The sequence below is a fragment of the Arthrobacter sp. ISL-30 genome, assembly GCF_018613855.1.
Lineage (GTDB): Bacteria > Actinomycetota > Actinomycetes > Actinomycetales > Micrococcaceae > Arthrobacter.
Window position 1 is genome coordinate 36,480 of the sequence record NZ_JAGGPK010000003.1, and the last position, 19,489, is coordinate 55,968.

The 19,489-nt window shown below is 63.2% G+C and carries 15 protein-coding genes; 7 read left to right on the top strand and 8 right to left on the bottom strand.

The features are described from left to right. Nucleotides 1–45: 45 nt before the first annotated feature. The gene (locus J7E82_RS00505) at nt 46–3,441 is read left to right on the top strand and encodes a pyruvate carboxylase (protein WP_214859306.1); all 3,396 of its coding nucleotides are present in this window, start codon (nt 46–48) and stop codon (nt 3,439–3,441) included. Nucleotides 3,442–3,541: 100 nt separating this feature from the next. Here the strand turns inward: J7E82_RS00505 and J7E82_RS00510 are convergent, their stop codons facing one another. Beyond that, nucleotides 3,542–5,380: a long-chain fatty acid--CoA ligase gene (locus J7E82_RS00510; RefSeq protein ID WP_214859307.1), complete on the bottom strand. Its 1,839-nt coding sequence runs from the start codon at nt 5,378–5,380 to the stop codon at nt 3,542–3,544. A gap of 207 nt (nt 5,381–5,587) precedes the next feature. Between J7E82_RS00510 and J7E82_RS00515 the strand changes: the two genes are divergently transcribed. Further along, nucleotides 5,588–6,778: an ROK family glucokinase gene (locus J7E82_RS00515; RefSeq protein WP_251041255.1), complete on the top strand. Its 1,191-nt coding sequence runs from the start codon at nt 5,588–5,590 to the stop codon at nt 6,776–6,778. A gap of 31 nt (nt 6,779–6,809) precedes the next feature. On the opposite strand, the gene J7E82_RS00520 is transcribed toward J7E82_RS00515, so the two are convergent. From J7E82_RS00520 to J7E82_RS00530, 3 genes are read right to left on the bottom strand one after another with little or no spacing between them, the layout of a single operon-like run. Beyond that, the gene (locus J7E82_RS00520; RefSeq protein WP_214859309.1) at nt 6,810–7,469 is read right to left on the bottom strand and encodes a hypothetical protein; all 660 of its coding nucleotides are present in this window, start codon (nt 7,467–7,469) and stop codon (nt 6,810–6,812) included. Further along, the gene (locus J7E82_RS00525) at nt 7,466–8,299 is read right to left on the bottom strand and encodes a carboxylesterase (protein ID WP_214859311.1); all 834 of its coding nucleotides are present in this window, start codon (nt 8,297–8,299) and stop codon (nt 7,466–7,468) included. Before J7E82_RS00525 ends, J7E82_RS00520 begins: the two co-directional genes overlap by 4 nt. Next, nucleotides 8,296–9,084 (bottom strand): carboxylesterase, encoded by a 789-nt coding sequence (locus J7E82_RS00530; RefSeq protein WP_214859313.1) that lies wholly within the window; start codon nt 9,082–9,084, stop codon nt 8,296–8,298. The genes J7E82_RS00525 and J7E82_RS00530 overlap by 4 nt, the downstream gene beginning before the upstream one ends. Before the next feature lie 111 nt (nt 9,085–9,195). On the opposite strand from J7E82_RS00530, the gene J7E82_RS00535 reads away from it, so the two are divergent. Next, nucleotides 9,196–9,930 carry a 1-acyl-sn-glycerol-3-phosphate acyltransferase gene (locus J7E82_RS00535; RefSeq protein WP_214859315.1) on the top strand — a complete coding sequence of 245 codons (735 nt, stop codon included), beginning with the start codon at nt 9,196–9,198 and terminating at the stop codon, nt 9,928–9,930. Between the two features lie 72 nt (nt 9,931–10,002). After that, on the top strand, nt 10,003–11,421 hold the full coding sequence (locus J7E82_RS00540) for a class II 3-deoxy-7-phosphoheptulonate synthase (protein ID WP_214859317.1): 1,419 nt from the start codon (nt 10,003–10,005) through the stop codon (nt 11,419–11,421). 75 nt (nt 11,422–11,496) lie between these two features. Here the strand turns inward: J7E82_RS00540 and pknB are convergent, their stop codons facing one another. Beyond that, the gene (gene pknB / locus J7E82_RS00545) at nt 11,497–13,584 is read right to left on the bottom strand and encodes a Stk1 family PASTA domain-containing Ser/Thr kinase (protein ID WP_214859319.1); all 2,088 of its coding nucleotides are present in this window, start codon (nt 13,582–13,584) and stop codon (nt 11,497–11,499) included. A gap of 99 nt (nt 13,585–13,683) precedes the next feature. Further along, nucleotides 13,684–15,018 carry a lytic transglycosylase domain-containing protein gene (locus J7E82_RS00550; protein WP_214859321.1) on the bottom strand — a complete coding sequence of 445 codons (1,335 nt, stop codon included), beginning with the start codon at nt 15,016–15,018 and terminating at the stop codon, nt 13,684–13,686. 241 nt (nt 15,019–15,259) lie between these two features. On the opposite strand from J7E82_RS00550, the gene J7E82_RS00555 reads away from it, so the two are divergent. Next, entirely contained in the window at nt 15,260–15,613 is a 354-nt protein-coding gene (locus tag J7E82_RS00555) for an Rv2175c family DNA-binding protein (RefSeq protein WP_214859322.1), read from the top strand. Nucleotides 15,614–15,678: 65 nt separating this feature from the next. Here the strand turns inward: J7E82_RS00555 and J7E82_RS00560 are convergent, their stop codons facing one another. Next, on the bottom strand, nt 15,679–16,773 hold the full coding sequence (locus J7E82_RS00560; RefSeq protein WP_214859325.1) for a polyprenyl synthetase family protein: 1,095 nt from the start codon (nt 16,771–16,773) through the stop codon (nt 15,679–15,681). Beyond that, nucleotides 16,770–17,324: a hypothetical protein gene (locus J7E82_RS00565; RefSeq protein WP_214859327.1), complete on the bottom strand. Its 555-nt coding sequence runs from the start codon at nt 17,322–17,324 to the stop codon at nt 16,770–16,772. Before J7E82_RS00565 ends, J7E82_RS00560 begins: the two co-directional genes overlap by 4 nt. Nucleotides 17,325–17,519: 195 nt before the next feature. Here J7E82_RS00565 and dinB point away from each other — a divergent pair, with 195 nt between their 5' ends. Continuing rightward, entirely contained in the window at nt 17,520–18,707 is a 1,188-nt protein-coding gene (gene dinB / locus J7E82_RS00570; protein ID WP_214859621.1) for a DNA polymerase IV, read from the top strand. A gap of 239 nt (nt 18,708–18,946) precedes the next feature. Then, nucleotides 18,947–19,315 (top strand): DUF3040 domain-containing protein, encoded by a 369-nt coding sequence (locus tag J7E82_RS00575; RefSeq protein ID WP_214859329.1) that lies wholly within the window; start codon nt 18,947–18,949, stop codon nt 19,313–19,315. Nucleotides 19,316–19,489 lie beyond the last annotated feature (174 nt).

Genomic DNA, 19,489 nt, shown 5'->3' on the forward strand with positions numbered 1-19,489 from the left:
CACTGTGACCACCTACCGATACACCCGCAATGATGCAGGAGAAGTATGTTTTCCAAGATTCTGGTGGCCAACCGCGGCGAAATCGCGATCAGGGCCTTCCGTGCCAGCTATGAGCTAGGCGCTAAGACCGTTGCCGTTTTTCCGCATGAGGACCGTAACTCGATCCACCGCCAGAAGGCAGATGAGGCGTATCTGATCGGCGAGGAAGGCCATCCAGTCCGTGCGTACCTCAACGTGGATGAGGTTGTCCGTGTCGCCAAGGAGTCCGGGGCAGACGCCATCTACCCCGGCTACGGCTTCCTTTCGGAGAACCCGGACCTGGCGCGAGCGGCCAAGGCGGCCGGAATTACCTTCGTGGGTCCTCCCGCCGAAGTCCTTGAGCTTGCCGGAAACAAGGTGGCTGCCCTCGAAGCTGCCCGCACGGCCGGGGTTCCGGTCCTGAAGTCCAGCGCGCCGTCGAAAGACCTGGATGAGCTGATTGCCGCCGCGGATGAGATCGGATTCCCGATCTTTGCCAAGGCCGTGGCTGGCGGCGGTGGCCGTGGCATGCGCCGGGTGGATACCCGCGAGGCACTGCCGGAGGCCCTGCAGGCCGCCATGCGCGAAGCGGACGCCGCCTTCGGCGATCCCACCATGTTCCTGGAGCAGGCAGTCCTTCGTCCCCGGCACATCGAGGTCCAGATCCTCGCTGATGCAGAGGGCAACGTAATTCACCTGTTCGAGCGTGACTGTTCCATCCAGCGGCGCCATCAGAAGGTCGTGGAGATCGCGCCTGCGCCGAACCTTGACGAAGGCATCCGGCAGGCCCTGTTCCGCGACGCCGTAAAGTTCGCCAAGGCGCTGAACTACGTCAATGCCGGCACAGTAGAGTTCCTCGTGGACACGGTCGGTGAACGGGCCGGGCAACATGTGTTCATTGAAATGAACCCGCGCATTCAGGTGGAGCACACCGTAACGGAGGAAGTGACCGACGTCGACCTCGTGCAGGCCCAGCTGCGTATCGCCTCGGGCGAGACCCTTGCGGATCTTGGGCTCAGCCAGGACTCGGTTTTCGTGAAGGGCGCGGCCCTTCAGTGCCGGATCACCACGGAAGATCCCGCCAACGGCTTCCGGCCAGACGTCGGAAAGATCACCGGCTACCGCTCGGCCGGCGGTGCCGGAGTGCGGCTCGACGGCGGTACGGTCTACTCGGGTGCCGAGATCAGCCCCCACTTTGACTCCATGCTGGTCAAGCTGACATGCCGTGGACGCGACTATCCTGCCGCCGTCGCCCGTGCCCGCCGCGCCCTGGCAGAGTTCCGTATCCGTGGTGTCTCCACCAACATCTCCTTCCTGCAGGCCGTGCTGGACGACGAGGACTTCGTGGCCGGCAACGTGGCCACCTCCTTCATCGATGAACGGCCCGAGCTGCTGAAGTCACGCGTCTCCGCAGACCGCGGCACCAAACTCCTCACCTGGCTTGCCGACGTCACCGTCAACAAGCCGAACGGCGAGCTCAAGGTCCTGTCCGATCCCGCCGCCAAGCTGCCCGCCGTAGACGGCGCGCTTGCTCCCGCAGGATCCAGGCAGAAGCTGCTTGAACTAGGTCCCGAGGGATTCGCCAAGGCGCTGCGTGAGCAGAATGCCGTCGCCGTCACGGACACCACCTTCCGGGATGCCCACCAGTCCCTCCTGGCCACCCGCGTCCGTACCCGCGACCTCGTTGCCGCGGGCCCGGCCGTGTCATCGCTCATGCCGCAGTTGCTCTCCGTAGAGGCGTGGGGCGGTGCCACTTACGACGTCGCCCTCCGGTTCCTCGGCGAGGACCCTTGGGACCGCCTTGCGGCCCTGCGCAAGGCCCTGCCGAACATCTGCCTGCAAATGCTGCTGCGTGGACGCAACACCGTGGGCTACACACCGTACCCGGAGGAGGTCACCGAGGCGTTCGTGAATGAAGCGGCCGCAACGGGAATCGACATCTTCCGCATCTTCGACGCCCTGAACGACGTCAACCAGATGGCACCGGCTATCCGGGCTGTCCGGGCAACGGGTACCGCCGTCGCCGAGGTTGCCCTCTGCTACACCGGCGACATGCTGGACCCGGAGGAAAAGCTCTACACGCTGGACTACTACCTGGAGTTGGCGCAGAAGATCGTCGACGCCGGTGCCCACATCCTGGCCATCAAGGACATGGCAGGCCTGCTTCGGCCGGCGGCCGCAGCCAAGCTGGTCGGTGCCCTGCGCGAGCGGTTCGACCTGCCGGTCCACCTCCACACGCACGATACCGCGGGCGGCCAACTGGCAACGCTCCTGGCCGCCGTGGATGCCGGAGTCGACGCCGTCGACGTCGCTGCTGCCTCGCTGGCCGGAACCACCAGCCAGCCTTCAGCCTCCGCACTAGTCGCCGCGCTGGCCCACACTCCCCGGGAAACCGGGCTGAGCCTGGCCAACGTAAGCGCCATGGAGCCCTACTGGGAAGCGGTGCGCCGTGTCTACGCCCCCTTTGAGTCGGGGCTGCCAGGCCCGACAGGCCGCGTATACCAGCACGAGATTCCGGGCGGACAGTTGTCCAACCTCCGCCAGCAGGCCATGGCCCTCGGCCTGGGCGAGCGCTTCGAGGCGATCGAGGACATGTACACCGCCGCGGACCGGATCCTCGGCCACCTGGTCAAGGTGACGCCGTCGTCCAAGGTGGTGGGTGACCTGGCCCTGCACCTCGTGGGACTCAACGCTGATCCCGCCGATTTCAATGAGAACCCGCAGAACTATGACATTCCGGATTCTGTTATCGGCTTCCTCTCCGGCGAACTGGGAGATCCTCCCGGAGGATGGCCGGAGCCGTTCCGTACGAAGGCGCTTCAGGGCCGGAGCGTCAAGGTTCGCGACGTCGAACTGAGTGCGGAGGATAGCGCTGCGCTCAAGGCAGACTCCAAGACGCGCCAGCAGACCCTGAACAGGCTCCTCTTCGAAGGGCCGACCAAGGATTACCTGAGGAGCGTCGAAACGTACGGCAACCTCTCCGTCTTGGATACTCGCGACTACCTGTACGGCTTCCAGCGCGGCGAAGAGCACGTGATCACACTGGAGAAGGGCGTCCGGCTCATCGCGTCCCTTGAAGCGGTGTCTGAGCCTGACGAGAAGGGCATGCGCACAGTGATGTGTACGCTCAACGGCCAGTCACGTCCCGTCGTCGTACGCGACCGCTCCGTGGTCAGCAACGTCAAGGCCGCCGAGAAGGCTGATCCTTCGAAGCCCGGGCATGTCGCAGCCCCGTTTGCCGGAGCCGTGACCGTAACCGTCAAGGCTGGCGATGTGGTCAAGGCCGGTGACACTGTAGCCACTATCGAGGCGATGAAGATGGAAGCGTCCATCACGACGCCGGTCGCCGGCACTGTATCCAGGCTCGCCATCTCTGCCGTGGAGCAGGTGCAGGGCGGCGATCTGCTGCTCGTCGTTGAGTGATCGAAATATTCAGTAGCCGGCTCCCAGCCGGCGGATGAGAAAGGGCCTCGGGCGATTGCCCGAGGCCCTTTGTCGTACGCCAGTTGTCAGACGCTTGGCGTTACGCGCCGGCCGTCTGCGCGCCTGGTTGGGGGGCTCGCGGCGCAGAATACATTTCGTCGATCACCGTGTTGAAGTCCTTCATGACCTGGGCCCGCTTGACCTTCATGGACGGAGTCAGGTGACCCGAAGCTTCAGTGAAGTCGGAAGTGACGATCCGGAAGGACTTGATGGCTTCAGCCTGCGATACTGACTGGTTGGCTTTGCTGATGAGCTCCTGGACCGCTGCCTTGACGACGGGGCTTTCCGCGGCTTCCTCAAGAGAGGTTGAGCCCGGAAGTCCGTGCCGTTCGAGCCAGCCTGGCAGGGCCTCCTCGTCCAAGGTGACCAACGCGCCGATAAACGGCCGGTTGTCTCCGACCACGAGCACCTGGGAGACCAGGGCATCGGCACGGATCTGGTCCTCCAGCTGTGCGGGCACGACGTTCTTGCCGCCCGCCGTGACGATGATTTCCTTTTTGCGCCCGGTGATCTTCAGGAACCCCTGGTCATCGAGCTCGCCGATATCCCCGGTACGGAACCAGCCGTCGTCGAACGTCTCGGCGGCGAGGTCTTCACGACGGTAGTAGCCCCGCATGACGCAGACGCCCTTGACGAGGATTTCACCGTCGTCGGCGATCCTCACCGAGTTGCCGGGAAGCGGCCTGCCCACGGTTCCGATCTTGATCAGCGACGGGGTGTTCACAGAGACCGGAGCGGTAGTTTCGGTCAGGCCGTAGCCTTCGAGGATCTGGAGGCCAATGCCCTGGAAGAAGTGGCCCAGCCGCTCACCCAGCGGCCCTCCGCCTGATACAGCGTGGGAAACATGGCCGCCCATGGCGTGGCGGAGCTTGCCGTACACAAGCTTGTCGAACAGGGCATGCCTGAGTTTCAGTCCCAAGCCAATGGACCCCGATTGGCATGCCTTGGAGAACTCGATGGCGGTGTCAACTGCCTTGTGGAAGATCGCTCCCTTCCCGCTGTCCTCAGCCTTGGTCAGGGCCGAGTTGTAGACCTTCTCGAACACGCGCGGTACGGCCAGGATGAAGGTGGGCTGGAAGCTTTGGAGGTCGGGCAGGAGGTGCTTGATATCCGGAGTATGTGCAACCTGGGCGCCAGCGGCTACAGCCAGGACCGAGATGAACCTGGCAAAGACATGTGCCATCGGCAGGAACATGATGGTCTTGGAGTTCTCGTTCACGACGTCGCCGATGATCGCCAGGGCATTTTCGGACAGCTCCACGAAATTCCCGTGCGTCAGTTCGCAGCCCTTGGGGCGTCCGGTGGTGCCTGAGGTGTAGATGATCGTGGCGACGTCCGAGAGACCGGCTGAACTACGGCGCGCCTCGAGTTCGTCGTCACTGACGCCCTCGCCGGCCTCGCGGAGGACATCCAGCCCTCCACTCTCCAGTTGCCAGACATTGCTCACCGCTTCCAGGCCTTGTGCCGCGATGGCCTGCCGGATGACGTCTTCGTGGTGAGCCGCTTCACCGAAGGCCGCAACCGCGCCCGAGTCTCCCAGGTTCCAGGCTACCTGTGAGGGTGAAGATGTCTCATAGATGGGAACAGACACGCCTCCGGCGAACCAGATGGCAAAATCCACCAGTGCCCACTCGTAGCGGGTCCTGGACATGATGCCCACCCTGTCGCCAAGGCCTACCCCGCTTGCGATCAGCCCCTTGGCCAGCGCCTTCACATCGGTGAGGAAATTGGTAGCCCTGATGGGCTGCCAGGTCCCGGAGGCGTCAAGGGTGGAGAACACCGCCGGGTTGGACGGCTTGGCTGCCTGCCGGATGACAAGGTCGGTGATGTTCGTTTCGGGGGAAACGGTGACGAGGGGCGGAACAGAGAATTCACGCACGATAGCTCCTTTGATATCAACAGACCTTTACGGGGCTGCTCTAACTCTAATACCCCGTGTCAGATCTGATGTGGCGTAGTTCACCTACTGGCGAGTAACTTTACGATGAACCTCGATCCCATGCCACTCGGGGTGCCGTTTGGACATGCTGCCGGCAGCTCGCATTCGCTGCGATACAGCCCCAGGGAAACCAATAGGATGGCTTTCATGAGCCACTCTTCCGCTGATGAGCCGTCCGCCACTGAACAGGCCTCATGGCGGAAGACAGCCGCAGCGCTGAAGGCCCTGCGGTCGGAAGGGCGACGAGCTGGACGGCCCGGCGCGTTAGGGCAGGGCTGGGCAGGCCGCGACTGGCCAAGTCAGGGATGGGCACGTCGCGGGTGGACGTCCCAAGGCCTGGTCGGGCGACGCAAGGACGGCAGGCTACATCTTGGTCGCAGGGGCCTGGCCATCGGGGTCGACATCGGCGGCACAAAGGTGGCAGCGGGTGTTGTCGACGCGGAGGGCAGGGTCCTTCGTGAAGCCCGGCGGCTGACTCCTGGAAGCAACCCGCGGGCAGTGGAGCACGTGATTGTGGAACTCGTGCGGGAGTTGAGCGAGGAGCATCGCATTGGCTCCGTGGGAATCGGCGCGGCCGGCTGGATGGACCTCGACGGCGGAACCGTCCTCTTCAGTCCACATCTGGCCTGGCGAAATGAGCCGCTCCGCGCGAACCTTCAACGGCTTCTCAGGCGGCCGGTCCTCTTGACGAACGACGCCGACGCCGCCGCGTGGGCGGAGTGGCGATTTGGAGCAGGCCACGGCGAGAGTCGGCTCGTGTGCATCACCCTCGGCACCGGCATCGGCGGCGCCATGGTGATGGACGGGCGGGTAGAACGCGGGCGCTTCGGCGTGGCCGGGGAGTTCGGACACCAGATAATTGTTCCCGGAGGCCACCGCTGCGAGTGCGGAAACCGCGGCTGCTGGGAACAGTATGCTTCCGGCAATGCCCTCGGACGTGAAGCCAGGGAGCTCGCCCGCGCCAATTCTCCCGTAGCCCAGGAACTGCTCAAGGCAGTGGATGGCGACGCAGAAACCATCACTGGCATCACAGTAACCGAGCTGGCCCAGGCCGGTGATCCGGCGTCGAAGGAACTCCTCGAGGACGTAGGGGAGTGGCTGGGACTGGGACTGGCCAACCTGGCTGCGGCGCTCGACCCGGGAACTTTCGTGATCGGCGGAGGATTATGCGACGCAGGCGAACTCCTGGTCGCGCCGGCCCGAAAGTCCTTCGCTCGCAACCTCACAGGGCGCGGCTTTCGGCCAGCCGCCAGCATCACCCTTGCCGCACTGGGGCCCAGGGCGGGCATGATCGGTGCGGCGGATCTTTCCCGCGTCAGTCGCCGGGTTCATAGCTGAACTGGGTAAGGGCGCGGGCGGCTGAAACGCGTCAGACGCGGGCGCCGTCGTCGTTCTCGTCCTTCTCCTGCGGAAGCCTCATAATCAGGTAGACCACCGACGCTACGAAAATAGCCACGATTCCAAGGATCACCATCAGCGGGGCCGTGCGCCAAAACATCACAGCCAGTAGCAGGGAGATCGGTCCGCCCACGGCACCAAGCCAGGCCAGGACCATCATCGGCTCGGCTCCGGCGAGGCTGGGAGGCTCATCCGGGACGAATCCGCCGTCGTCCTCTACTTCATAATCCCTCGGCCCGTCAGGTGATCCATCCTGTCCGTGTCCCGCCTCCAAATCCTCGCCGCGCTCGCGGGCAGACTTCTCAACCGGAGCTGAACCGGCCAGTCCCAACGGATCGAAATCGCCGAACAGGCTCTTGGTTCCCTTCTCGGGTTCAGGCGGAATGGCAGTGGGCGACTGCGCGCTTGGAGGCTGGGAACCGGGAGGCTGAGGACTTGGAGGCTGGGAACCGGGAGGCTGAGGACTTGGAGGCTGCGAACCCGGCGACTGGGGGCTTGGAGATTGCGGCCCTGCAGTCTCCTGCCGGGTGTCGGACGAGGTTGCCTGCAGCCGCGAGACAAGGTCCAGCCACACCGCGTCGTCGTCGCGGTTCGCGCTTTGATCCGGCGAGTTGGAATCGGGTCGGTTCATTGGCTCTGTCCTTGGCTCGTCTTCTCCCCAGTGGAAACCGCAGGCGCGCCTGGGTCATTCCCGGGGTCATGTCCCGTCCCTGCAATTGTGCGCCGAATGAATCGAACGGACTCGGCAAAGATTTCCGGTGCATCGTGATCCAGCGTAGCCACATGGTAGCTGTTGGCCAGGGATGTTACTTCCAGCTCGGCGCCCGTAAGCCTCCTGATCAGCAGTGCCATGCTGGCGTCCGAGATGACGTGGTCCACCGACGAGCGAAACACCCTGACCGGTGCCGTGATCCGAGGCAGCAACCGGGCCGTGTCCCGGTAGAGCCGGGCCAGTTCGTGGGCGGCTGCCACAGGGGTCCTGAGATAGGCGCCCTCGTCCTGGCCGGGTTTGAGGATGTCGTTCCCGATGGCCGGCGTCGACTTCAGAACGTACTTCAAGGCGCCGACGATCCGGGAGCGGGGATCATCGATCAGAAGGCCAGGGTTGACGATGATCGCGCCTGCCACGGGACGCGTCGCCGCCAGGCGCAGGGCCAGAGTAGCTCCCATGGAGAGACCGGCCACAAAGACGAAGTCGCACTCGGCGTCGAGCTCCCGGAAGGCCTGGTCAACAGCGGCATGCCACTCCTGCCAATGTCTCGTGGCCATGTCCTGCCACGTGGTCCCGTGGCCCGGCAGGAGCGGCAATCGCACCGCGAAGCCCTCCTGGGCGAACGACTCGGCCCACGGCCGGACACTTCGCGGGCTGCCAGTGAAGCCATGGGAAACTACCACTCCGATGCTTGGACCCTCGCCTGTGAAGGGGCTGCTGAAGGGCAGGGAATCAGGTGCGCTGGTCATGACTGCTTCGAGACCGCCGTGGCGGGTGCGTTTGCCTGGAAGAACTTCACTGACTGTTCAAAGATGGCGGGAGCGTCTATATCCAAGGTGGCTACATGGCCGCTCCCGGGAAGCTCAACAATGGAGAGCGACGACGATCCGATCCGCCGTTTGATCCTTTCCAGGGAGTTTGCCGGAACCACGCTGTCCGAAGCTGATTTGAAGACAATGGCCGGGGCGCTCACGAGCGGCAGCCTGCGGGCGGTTGACCGGAACAGCTGGCGCAATTCGTGGACGGCGGACAATGGGGTCCGGGCATAGTCGCCGTCGCTCGTGGGCAGGGCCGTCGGGTTCTGTTCCTCGATGGGCGTGGTGGTGGGCATGACATACTGCAGCAGTCCGACAAAATGGACCCTGCGGTCATAGAAGCTCAGGGCAGGATTTACGACGGCGACGCCGGCCACGCGGTGCCTTGAAGCGAGCTGCAGGGCCATGGCTCCACCCATTGAAAGGCCTGCCGCAAAGCAGCTTGTGGTGGTAGCGGAAAGGCCAAGGTAGCTCTCTTCGAAAGCGCCGTACCAGTCTCTCCAGCCTGTTCGGGCCAGGTCCTTCCAGTCAGTACCGTGGCCGGGAAGGAGGGGAACGGAGACGGCAAAACCGCGGCTGGCCAGCGCTTCGGCCCACGGCATGATGCTCAGGGGGCTGCCGGTGAATCCGTGGCAGAGAGCGATGCCGATGGTCGCATTCCTACCGTGCCCCGCGTAACTGAAGGACGCGGGTATGCCCCCTGCGCTGCTTTCCGTCATGTGTCCATCGTGTCACTGTTCGGGACAATTCTCACTAGAGTAGGGTGGCAATGGAGCGCCGGCAGGACCCGCTGGAGAGGCCGCCGGCCCGCCGGACGGGAGAGGGACGAAGTGTTCTACTGGATCATGAAACGGATCTTTCTCGGTCCGATTCTGAAGCTGCTCTTCCGCCCGTGGGTCAAAGGCCTGGACAACCTCCCCGTCGAGGGCCCGGCGATCCTCGCCTCAAACCACCTGTCCTTCTCAGATTCCATCTTCCTGCCTTTGATGGTGTCCCGACCCGTCATCTTCCTTGCCAAGGCGGAGTATTTTACGGGCACCGGCCTCAAAGGCAGGCTCACCGCCCTTTTCTTCCGCCTGAGCAATCAACTGCCCATGGACCGCTCCGGGGGTGCCGCCTCCGAGCAATCGCTGAAGGCCGGCATGGATGTGCTGGCCCGCGGAGGGCTGCTGGGGATCTATCCCGAAGGCACACGCAGTCCCGATGGCCGCCTCTACCGGGGCAAGGCAGGCGTCGCCAAGCTGGCGTTGAAAGCGGGGGTACCTGTCATTCCCGTGGCAATGATCGGAACGGACAAAGTCCAGCCCATCGGTAAGAGGGTACCCAACATACGGCGCATTGGTGTTATCTTCGGGCCCGCCCTTGATTTCAGCCGATGCCGGGGAATGGAGGACGACCGGGTTATCCAGCGCTCGGTGACGGATGAGATCATGTACGAGCTCATGCGGCTATCGGGCCAGGAATACGTTGACGAGTACGCCGCCGTCGTTAAGCAGCAGCTCGCCGGAAAGGCGCCCGAGACGAATGACGGATCCGCGGGGGGCTCGGACGGCAACGCGGCGTGACGCAGCATGACGGTCGGGGGATTGTGCTTTACGGAGCTGTCCCGCAAAACCCGGCCGGGCATCTACTCTTATATGGTGACTGAAGTTTCCGCGAAACCCGTTTCCCCCGTGATCAGCCCGTTGGGCAGCCCCCTGACCAGCACCGCCCAAAGTGGGGCGGCCAACTATCCGGGCCTCGACGACTGGCGCCAGCTGCCGATTTCACAGCAGCCCAACTGGGCCGACAGGGACGTCTTCGAATCGTCCGTCCGGGAACTTTCCATCCTGCCCCCGCTCGTGTTTGCCGGCGAAGTGGACATCCTGCGTGAACGGCTGGCAGCCGCTGCGCAGGGCAAGGCTTTCCTCCTGCAGGGCGGCGACTGCGCCGAAACCTTCGAGGCCGCCACCGCCGACAAGATCAGCGCAAGGGTCAAGACAATCCTGCAGATGGCTGTAGTGCTGACCTATGGTGCCGCCCTCCCGGTCATCAAGATGGGCCGCATGGCGGGCCAGTTCGCCAAGCCGCGTTCTTCCAACGACGAAACCCGTGACGGCGTGACCCTGCCCGCGTACCGGGGCGACATCGTCAACGGCTACGACTTCACTCCGGAATCGCGTGCCCATGACGCCGGCCGCATGCTCAAGGCCTACCACACGTCAGCGGCCACTTTGAACCTTATCCGCGCCTTCACGCAGGGCGGGTTTGCTGACCTTCGCCTGGTTCACCACTGGAACAAGGGCTTCACCGAGAACCCGGCCCACGCCCGCTATGAATCCCTTGCCCGCGATATCGACCGCGCCATCAAGTTCATGGACTCCTGCGGGGCCGACTTTGAAGCCCTCAAGCGAGTGGAATTCTTCGCCAGCCACGAAGCGCTCCTGCTGGACTACGAACGGGCGCTGACTCGCATCGATTCGCGAACTGGCCTTCCATATGACACGTCGGGGCATTTCCTGTGGATCGGAGAACGGACCCGGGAACTGGATCACGCGCACGTGGACTTCCTGTCCCGCGTCAGGAACCCCATCGGCGTCAAGCTTGGCCCGACAACCACCGGCGACGACGCCTTGCGGCTCATCGACCGGCTCGACCCCAACCGTGAACCCGGACGCCTCACGTTCATTACCCGAATGGGCGCCGGGAACATCCGCGAGAAGCTGCCCCCCGTCGTCGAGAAGGTCACGGCCTCCGGTGCTCAAGTCTTGTGGGTCACCGACCCCATGCACGGCAACACGGTTACCTCACCCAACGGCTACAAGACCCGCAACTTCGACGACGTGATTGACGAAGTCCGTGGTTTCTTCGAAGTCCACCATGCCCTCGGGACGGTCCCTGGCGGCCTCCACGTCGAAATGACCGGCGACGACGTCGCCGAGTGCCTGGGCGGCGCTGATCCAATCGACGAGGAGGCCTTCCTGGACCGCTACGAATCTGTCTGCGACCCCCGGCTCAACCACATGCAGTCCCTGGAGATGGCATTCCTCGTGGCAGGAGCGCTGTCCAAGCGGTAGAACGATCGCAGCGAAAAGGGGACGGTCCGGATTCTTCCGGATCGTCCCCTTTTTTGATTGATATTGGTGCTTGGCCTAAACGACGGTCAGGGTAACGGTGGACCCTTCCGGAACGTCCTTGTCCACCGGATCCTGGTCCCTTACGGTGCCAAAGAATCCGCCCAGGATATTGTTCACCCTGACTTCGAAGCCCAGCTTTTCGAGCTCCCGGCGCGCCTCCGCGGCCTGTTTCCCGACGTAGCTGGGGACCTTGACCATCTTGGGTCCCTTGGAAACTGTGAGTGTCACCGTGGCGCCGGGCGTCAGCGTTCCGCTGTTCGGGGACTGCGCCACCACCGCACCCTTGGGCACCTTCTTGTCGTTAACCGTCTCAGGGGAGATGACCGCCGTGAGCCCCGCTTGTTGAATAGCCTTTACGGCATCATCCTGGTCCATCCCGCGAACGTCGGGCACTGGAATCGGCTGCGGTCCCTTCGAAACAGTAAGGGCCACCGGTGTTCCCCTGCGCGACGGAGTATCCTTGGCCGGATCCTGGGCGATGACGGTCCCGGCCGGAACCTTCTCATCGTACTGCTCGGTGATAGTCCCCAGGGCCATGCTCGCGGCATTGAGCCCGTTCTTTGCTTCGTCCAGGGTCAGCCCGGTCAACGCCGGAAGGGGAAACAGCTGTGGCCCTTTCGAGACGAACAACGACACCTGCAGGAACTTCCGAACCTGCTGTCCCGCCTCCGGTTCGGTACCCACGGCGAGGCCTGCCTTCGTGTTGTCGTCGAAGACATCCTTGATTTCAGACTGGAAACCCGCTGTGCGCAGGAGTTGCTGTGCCTCGGCAACCGTTCTGTTCCTGACTTCAGGAATCGTGCCCGGGGAGCCCGGACCCATGCCGAAGAACCATCCTGCGGTAGCGGCAAGCAGGGCAAGAATGACAATGACAACTGTCCAGATAAGTCCGCGACGCCGGGGGTTGCCTTCGCGCAGGGAACGTACCGGAGTTGCTGCGGCACGGGCCTTGCTCCTGGCATCCTGCCGCTCGATCCGCCGCAGGTCACGTTTCCCCAAGGGGCGGTCTGGCACCTGGAGCGGTGGCTGAGGGTTCGGGAAGGACGACGACGGCAGCCGGGAGGGCATTACCGCCGTCGGATTGCTTTGCCGCGTGATGATCTCCGTGGGCTGCGCCGTGGCAAGCGACGTGGTTTCCGGGAAAGCCTGGGAGACGGGAAGGGCTTCGGTGGCAGGGCTGGAGCTCTCCTGCTCGCCGTCGACTGCACTTGAATCCGCCGTCCTGGAGACGGCGGACGGGGCCACGATGTCGAGCTGGGCGTCGCTGAGGCTCGTCCGGATATGCCGGAGCTCGGAGAGGAGCGCGGCGCCGTCCACAGGCCGCTGGTCGGGGTCGCTTGCTGTGCACCACTGCACCAGTTCGTCAAGGTCGGAAGCCAGGCCCGGCACCTTTGCCGACGGAGGTCCCACCACGGAGTTCACGTGCTGGTAGGCGACCTGAATGGGCACTTCACCCTGATACGGCTGCTCTCCGGTGAGGAGTTCGTAGAGCATGATGCCGGTCGAATAGATATCGCTGCGGGCGTCCGCAGGCTTGCCTAGGACGAGCTCCGGTGGCAGGTAGGCGACTGTACCAATGAGTGCCCCAGTGCTGGTGGTCGACGTCACCGCGCGCGCAAGCCCAAAGTCGCCCACCTTGATCCTGCCGTCGTCGGCAATCAGGACGTTCTCTGGTTTGACGTCCCGATGTATCAGGCCGGCTGCATGGGCGGCGGCAAGGCCATCGATGACGGGGTCGATCAGGGCCAGCGCCAGCCTGGGGGAAAGGGCGCCCTTGTCTTCCAGGACGTGGCGCAGAGTGTGCCCGGGGATGTACTCCATAACCAGGTAGGCTGTGGGACCATCCTGCCCCTGATCCAGCACGCCTACGACATGGGGATGGGAAAGCCTGGCTGCGGCCTTGGCTTCACGCCCCAGCCTGTCAAGGAAATTGTGGTCGTTGGCAAGGTGTGGATGGAGGACCTTGAAGGCTACGTCGCGTTCAAGCCGCTGGTCTGTGGCGAGGTAAACCGTGGACATTCCCCCGCGCGCCAACCTGGAACGGACAAGGTAGCGGCCGTCCACTAGCTTCCCGAGGAGATTGTCTGACCCGTTTTCCTGCACCTTACGATGGTAGTCGAGTCAGTGAAACGGGTCCGAATCGACATTCAATCCGGACCCGCATCGTTATCTGCGCAACAGACTCGTTATCTGCCCGGCAGGCTACTGGAAGTTCTTCCTGTGCGCGTTGATCGAAGCTACATACTGCTTTGTATCCTCGTACATGCCGTGCTTACTGACCGAGTACTGGCCCTGGTAGTAGCCGGCGATGGCGGTATCCAGGTCCTTGCTGGTACGCACGAGGGCCCGGATAATCGCAACGCCTGCAGTGACGTTGTCGTAGGGATCAAGAAGGTTCAGTTTGCGGCCCACAAGGTCGGAAGCCCATTCCCCGGAGGATGGGATGACCTGCATGGTGCCAATAGCATTCGCAGGGGAGACGGCTCGCTGGTCGAAGCCGGACTCCTGGTGTGCAAAGGCAAGCGCCAGGGCAGGATCCACGCCCATCTTCCGCGCCGTATCTGCCACGATTCCCCTCATTTGTTCACGGCTCGGGACCGGAGAGGCGTTAAGGAGGGCCTTGTTCTCGTTGGCGGAGTTCACCACGGCCGGAGGGTAGGTGAACCCCAGGAACGAACTCGGTACCAACGGAGTTTCGCTACTTGCCGGTTGGATAGCCGTACCGGGGATGCTCAGTTTCCGGCCAGGATAAATGATGCTTGTCATCGACAGATTGTTTGCCTCAAGCAGCGCTGAGAGCTTCACCCCGTGCCGTGAAGCAATGGCGCCCAGCGTATCGCCCGACTTAATGGTGTAGGAACCGGTGCCGGCGAGAGGCGCGGGAGCCGGAGCGGCCGGCGCTGCGGGAGCCGGGGCTGACGGCGCTGAATCAGCACCGATTTTGATCTTCTGGCCCGGATAGATGATTGAACCCATGTTCAAGCCGTTCCAGCTCAGAACATCCGAGAGTTTGACTTTGTGGCGTGAGGAAATGGCGCTGAGGGTGTCGCCCGACTTCACGACATACGTGGCACCACCGCTCGGAGTCGACGCCGGCTGCACAGTGGGCGCGGGTGTGCTGTTGCCGGGGGTGCCGGAAAGCTTGATCTTCTGGCCCGGGTAAATGATCGTGTTGGCCTGCATGTTGTTGAGGCGGAGGACATCACTTGTGTTGAGGCCGTAGCGGCCTGCGATGCCACTAATGGTGTCGCCGCGCACGATCGTGTATTCAGAGGGCGCTGCCGGAGCCATTGGCCGAAACGCCGGAATCGTGGTGGACACAGAGGCTTCTGGAATGAGTCCTCCCTGAACGGAAGCAGCCTGGGCCTCCATTGCCGCGGCGAGGGTTGCCGGAATCTTCCGGGCATGGACTGTCGGCGCTGCCACAGCCGGCTGCGCAACAGCCAACGAGGACAGTACGACGGCGGGCAAAGCTGCCGTGGTTGCCGCAATCATCGGCATGCTCGGGGTGTGCTTGGGCGAGCGGGGCGTCGTCATGGGGCTAATCCTCATCTCAGCATCGGCACCCATAAAAAGGGGCCAATGTTGCCAGTGATACAGATGTTACTAAAGTTCTTAATGGTGCAAATGTGATCATTGTGAATCTCTCACATAAATGCGATTAGCACAAGAAATTCGGCACCCATGCCAAATTGGCTTTAGACGGTGTGTCGGGCAAATCCGAGGCGGCTGCAAGACTGGCTAGGCGCAATGCGCACCTGCGTGGCACCCTTTATCCGTGAGTAATGTAGAAAGCCTTGTTGAAGAATGGCTGCCGCTTCCGGATGTTGCCGAGCTGCTGAATGTATCCATCACGAAAGTCCATGGACTCCTGGACGAACGTGCCCTCGTTGCAGTGCGCATAGGGGAGCGCAAAATCCGTTCCGTTCCAGCGGCATTCATTCAGGACGGTCACGTGCTGGATAGCCTGAAGGGTACTGTGGCGGTCCTTGGTGACGCCGGTTATACGGACGAGGAACTGATTACCTGGCTATTTACCCCTGATGAGTCGCTCCGGGGCCGGCCGGTGGATGCCTTGCGGGAAGGCCGGAAGACGGAAATACGGCGTCGGGCGCAGTCCCTGGCCTGGTAAGGGAGCTCGTAGCGGAGGCTGTTAAAGAGCTGCCTGCAAAAACCCCTTAGTCGGGGAACTTGACGTCAGGCAGCCCGACTGACGGCCGCTTCGGCAAGATGCCGGAGCGCCGTCAGTGGCAGCTCGTCCAGGGGAAGGTCCTCCAATGCGGAAAAGGCCTTCTCGCTGAACTCGTCGATCAGAGCTTCGGTGGCGGAAAGCGCACCGCAGTCGACAATAATCCGCCGGATTTCGGCTACTTCCTCTTCGCCCAGGTCCGGCCGCCCAAGCATCCGGTCGATGTACTCGGATTCGCTGGGCCTTGCCTTGTTGATCGCGAAGCCCACCAATACAGTGCGCTTGCCTTCCCGGAGGTCGTCCCCTGCGGGCTTGCCCGTTGTTGCCGGGTCGCCAAAGACTCCCAGCACGTCGTCGCGCAGCTGGAACGCCTCTCCGAGGGGCAGGGAAAAACTTGAATAGCCGTGGAGTAGGCCGGTCCGGGCGCCGGCAAGGGCACCTCCGAGAGCCAGGGGGTGTTCCGTGGAGTATTTCGCGGACTTGTAGCGGATGATGGATTGCGCACGTCCCACTGCACCGGCGCGATCCCGGACGGGCCCCGCAACCTCTTCGAGGATGTCCAGATACTGCCCGGCCATGACCTCCGCCCGCATCAGGTTGAAGATGCGCCGCGCTTCACTGCCTGCGGCCGATCTGAGGCCAATATCCGTAAAGACCTCTTCGCTGAAGGACAGGCACAGGTCACCGGTAAGGATTGCGGCGGCGTGGCCAAAGCGCTCTGCGTCCAGGGCCCAGCCCTGGACCTCGTGTAACTGCATGAAGCGTCGATGGACGCTCGGACCTCCGCGCCGCGTATCCGAACGGTCGATGATGTCGTCATGGATCAGGGCCGCCGCCTGGAACAGCTCCAGCGCGCAGCCGGCTGTGACGATGTCGGCGTCCTCGGCGCTGCCTCCGGCCCCGCGCCAGCCCCAGTAGCACAAGAGGGCCCGGAGCCGCTTGCCGCCGGTAACCAGGCTGGAGATGGATCCGATGAGCGGGGCGACGTCGGGGGAGATAGTAGCCATCATGGCCTCCTGCTCGCCCAGGAACTGGTTGAGCCGTCCGGAGACGGACGCAATGAAGTGTCCCTGCTCGCGCTGGAGCTGCGGATCAGGGGTCACTTGATGGACCCGGCAGCCACGTTCGCGCCGACTGTGAAGGTTGAAACCCCTGCCGTCTCGACCACAGCAATATTTACCATTTCCTGGTCCCCGCGCAGGAAGTCCTTGGACGCAGTGCCCTCAACGGCATCTCCCGGGACCGCTTTGAACCCCTGGGCATCGAAGGCCTGCGTATAGAAGGCGACGACCTCCGCCGTCGGAGACTTGATACTGCCGACGAGGGCCGCCGTCGCGGGCGTGGCTGACTTGTCGAAGCTGCTGGATACCACTGTGGCTCCGGGCATAACCGGAATCAGGGCCTGGGGGAAGCCAGGCACAAGAGCACCAACCGTGGCCGAGGCGCCAGGTTCAGAGGGGATGCCCGACGCCGAGGTGGTCCCGGACGCGGCCAGGGTTCCGGAGGTTGGTGATGCGGACGTCGTGGTCTCGGAAGGCGTTGATGTCGTGGCTGGGGAGCCGGGTGAAGCGGGACTGCAAGCGGCCGTTGCCAGGACAGCACCGACGGCTAGCGCCGCCAGGGCATGCGGCTGGGGCTTTCCAAAGAGCTTCACAGGTTTCCTTCAGGGGTAGGGCGCCGGACAATGCCTCCAGTTTAGTCAGAGGCCCGGCATAGTATTGCAGTTGTGAGGCCGGCAACAGATCCAGATGCGCCCGCTGGCCCGGCAAGGGGAGCGGGCGGTGCAGCCTCCGGGGACTTTGCCCAGGGTTCCTCCGAATCGCTGGCCTCGTTGCGGCGCGCAAGCATCATGCACGTGGACATGGATGCCTTTTTCGTGTCCGTCGAACTGCGGACCCGGCCCGAACTTCGTGGCAGGCAGGTCATCGTCGGGTTCCCCGCGGAGCGATCCGTTGTCTTGTCAGCGTCCTATGAGGCCCGGGCGCTTGGAGTGAAATCAGCTATGCCGATGGCAGTGGCCGCGAGGTTGTGCCCCGGTGCCGTGGTGATCGAGCCGCGGCACAGGCTGTACTACGAAGTCTCTGCCCAACTGATGAAGATCCTTGAATCAATCACGGACCTGGTGGAACCGCTTAGCGTCGATGAGGCATTCCTCGACGTAGGTGGTGCGATCCGCCGGCTCGGGCCGCCCTTGGAGATCGGGAAGCAGCTGCGGCGCAGAATCGCAACAGAGCTGGGGATTACTGCTTCTGTTGGCATTGCCGCCACAAAATTCGTTGCCAAAATCGCCTCAACCCGCTGCAAACCGGACGGCCTTCTGCTGATCCGGGAGGAGGAGACCGTTCCCTATCTTCACAGCCTGCCTGTGAACGCGCTGTGGGGCGTCGGCGGAAAATCGGCTGAGGTCCTGGCGCGGTTGGGGATCAGGACAGTTGCCGACGTCGCGGCGACACCAGTGGCCGCCCTCCGGAAGGTCCTTGGAGCCAGCGGTGAACACGTCCATCAGCTATCCCTTGGCCTTGACCCCAGGCCCGTTACTCCCACACGGCTGGAGAAGAGTATCGGCTCGGAAGAAACGTTCGCGGTGGACGTCACCGACGACGCTGTGCTGCATCGCGAACTCCTCCGGCTCTCCCACCGCACGGCCGTCCGGCTCCGGAGCTCCGGAATGTTGGCGAGGACAATTGCGCTCAAGCTTCGCTATGCAGACTTTTCGACTGTTACCAGAAGCAGGACCGTTCACTCGCCCGTGGACAGTGCCCAGCTGATCTACGGAACCGCTATCCAGTTATTGGAGTCCTTGGGGGACCGGCCTATGAGTGTCAGGCTGGTCGGCGTCCGCGCGGAACATCTGGAACCCGCAGGACAAACGTCACTGCAGTTGAGCCTGGATCGTCGCGACGACAACTGGCGGGCTGCGGAGCAGGCCCTGGACAAGGTTGCGGAAAGGTTCGGAAGCAAAACTGTCCTGCCTGCCCGGCTCCTGGACCAGCGGGACGACGGCGGCGGGAACCCTGCTCCTCACCGCGGACCTTGACGTTGGTGAAATCACGTCGGGACGCCCTTGCGGCGTCTTTCAGTACAGCGTCCAACAAACTATCCTAGAGATACATAGATTTCGAACGTCTGGACGAAAAGATCGCTCAACGTCGGGTCTGGCGGCTCCGCGTCAGTGACACGGAATTTTCCGGGAACGGACCGTTCAGCCCGAACGTTGAGGGGTCAGAAGCAGAGGCCGCGGTTCGTCCGGACGCAGGCCGACTAAAGGAGGTCGTGATGCCCCTCTCGGAGCACGAACAGAGGCTCCTCGAGCAACTCGAGAAGCAGCTGCACGAAGACGATCCGAAGTTTGCCAATTCGATGGGCTCTGACCCCAGCCGCACCTGGTCGACGCGCCACATCGTGATAGGCGTACTCGGAACAATTGCAGGGGTTTTGCTGTTGCTGGTGGGTATCTCGCTGCAGAACATCATCCTGGGTGTCCTTGGGTTCGTCGTTATGGGCGCCGGCGTCTACTTCGCGACGCTACGCAGCTCAGCGGTCGGAAAAGCAGGAGGCCGAGGGAAGAAGCCCGGGAAGTCACGGAGCTCCTTCATGAACAGCCTCGAAGAGCGATGGGATGAACGGCGAAAGGGAGAAAGCTAAGCCCCCACTTCCCACCACGGCTTTCGGCCTCCATCGAACTCAGACATAGAGACGAGCACGAAAAGACCCGATTTACGGGTCTTTTCGTCTTTTAAGCCCCGGGGTCACCTCTGATGCAGGCGCCTGGCGCCGGACCTCTCTTTCACGTCCCAACCCACAACTCCAAGGGTGATA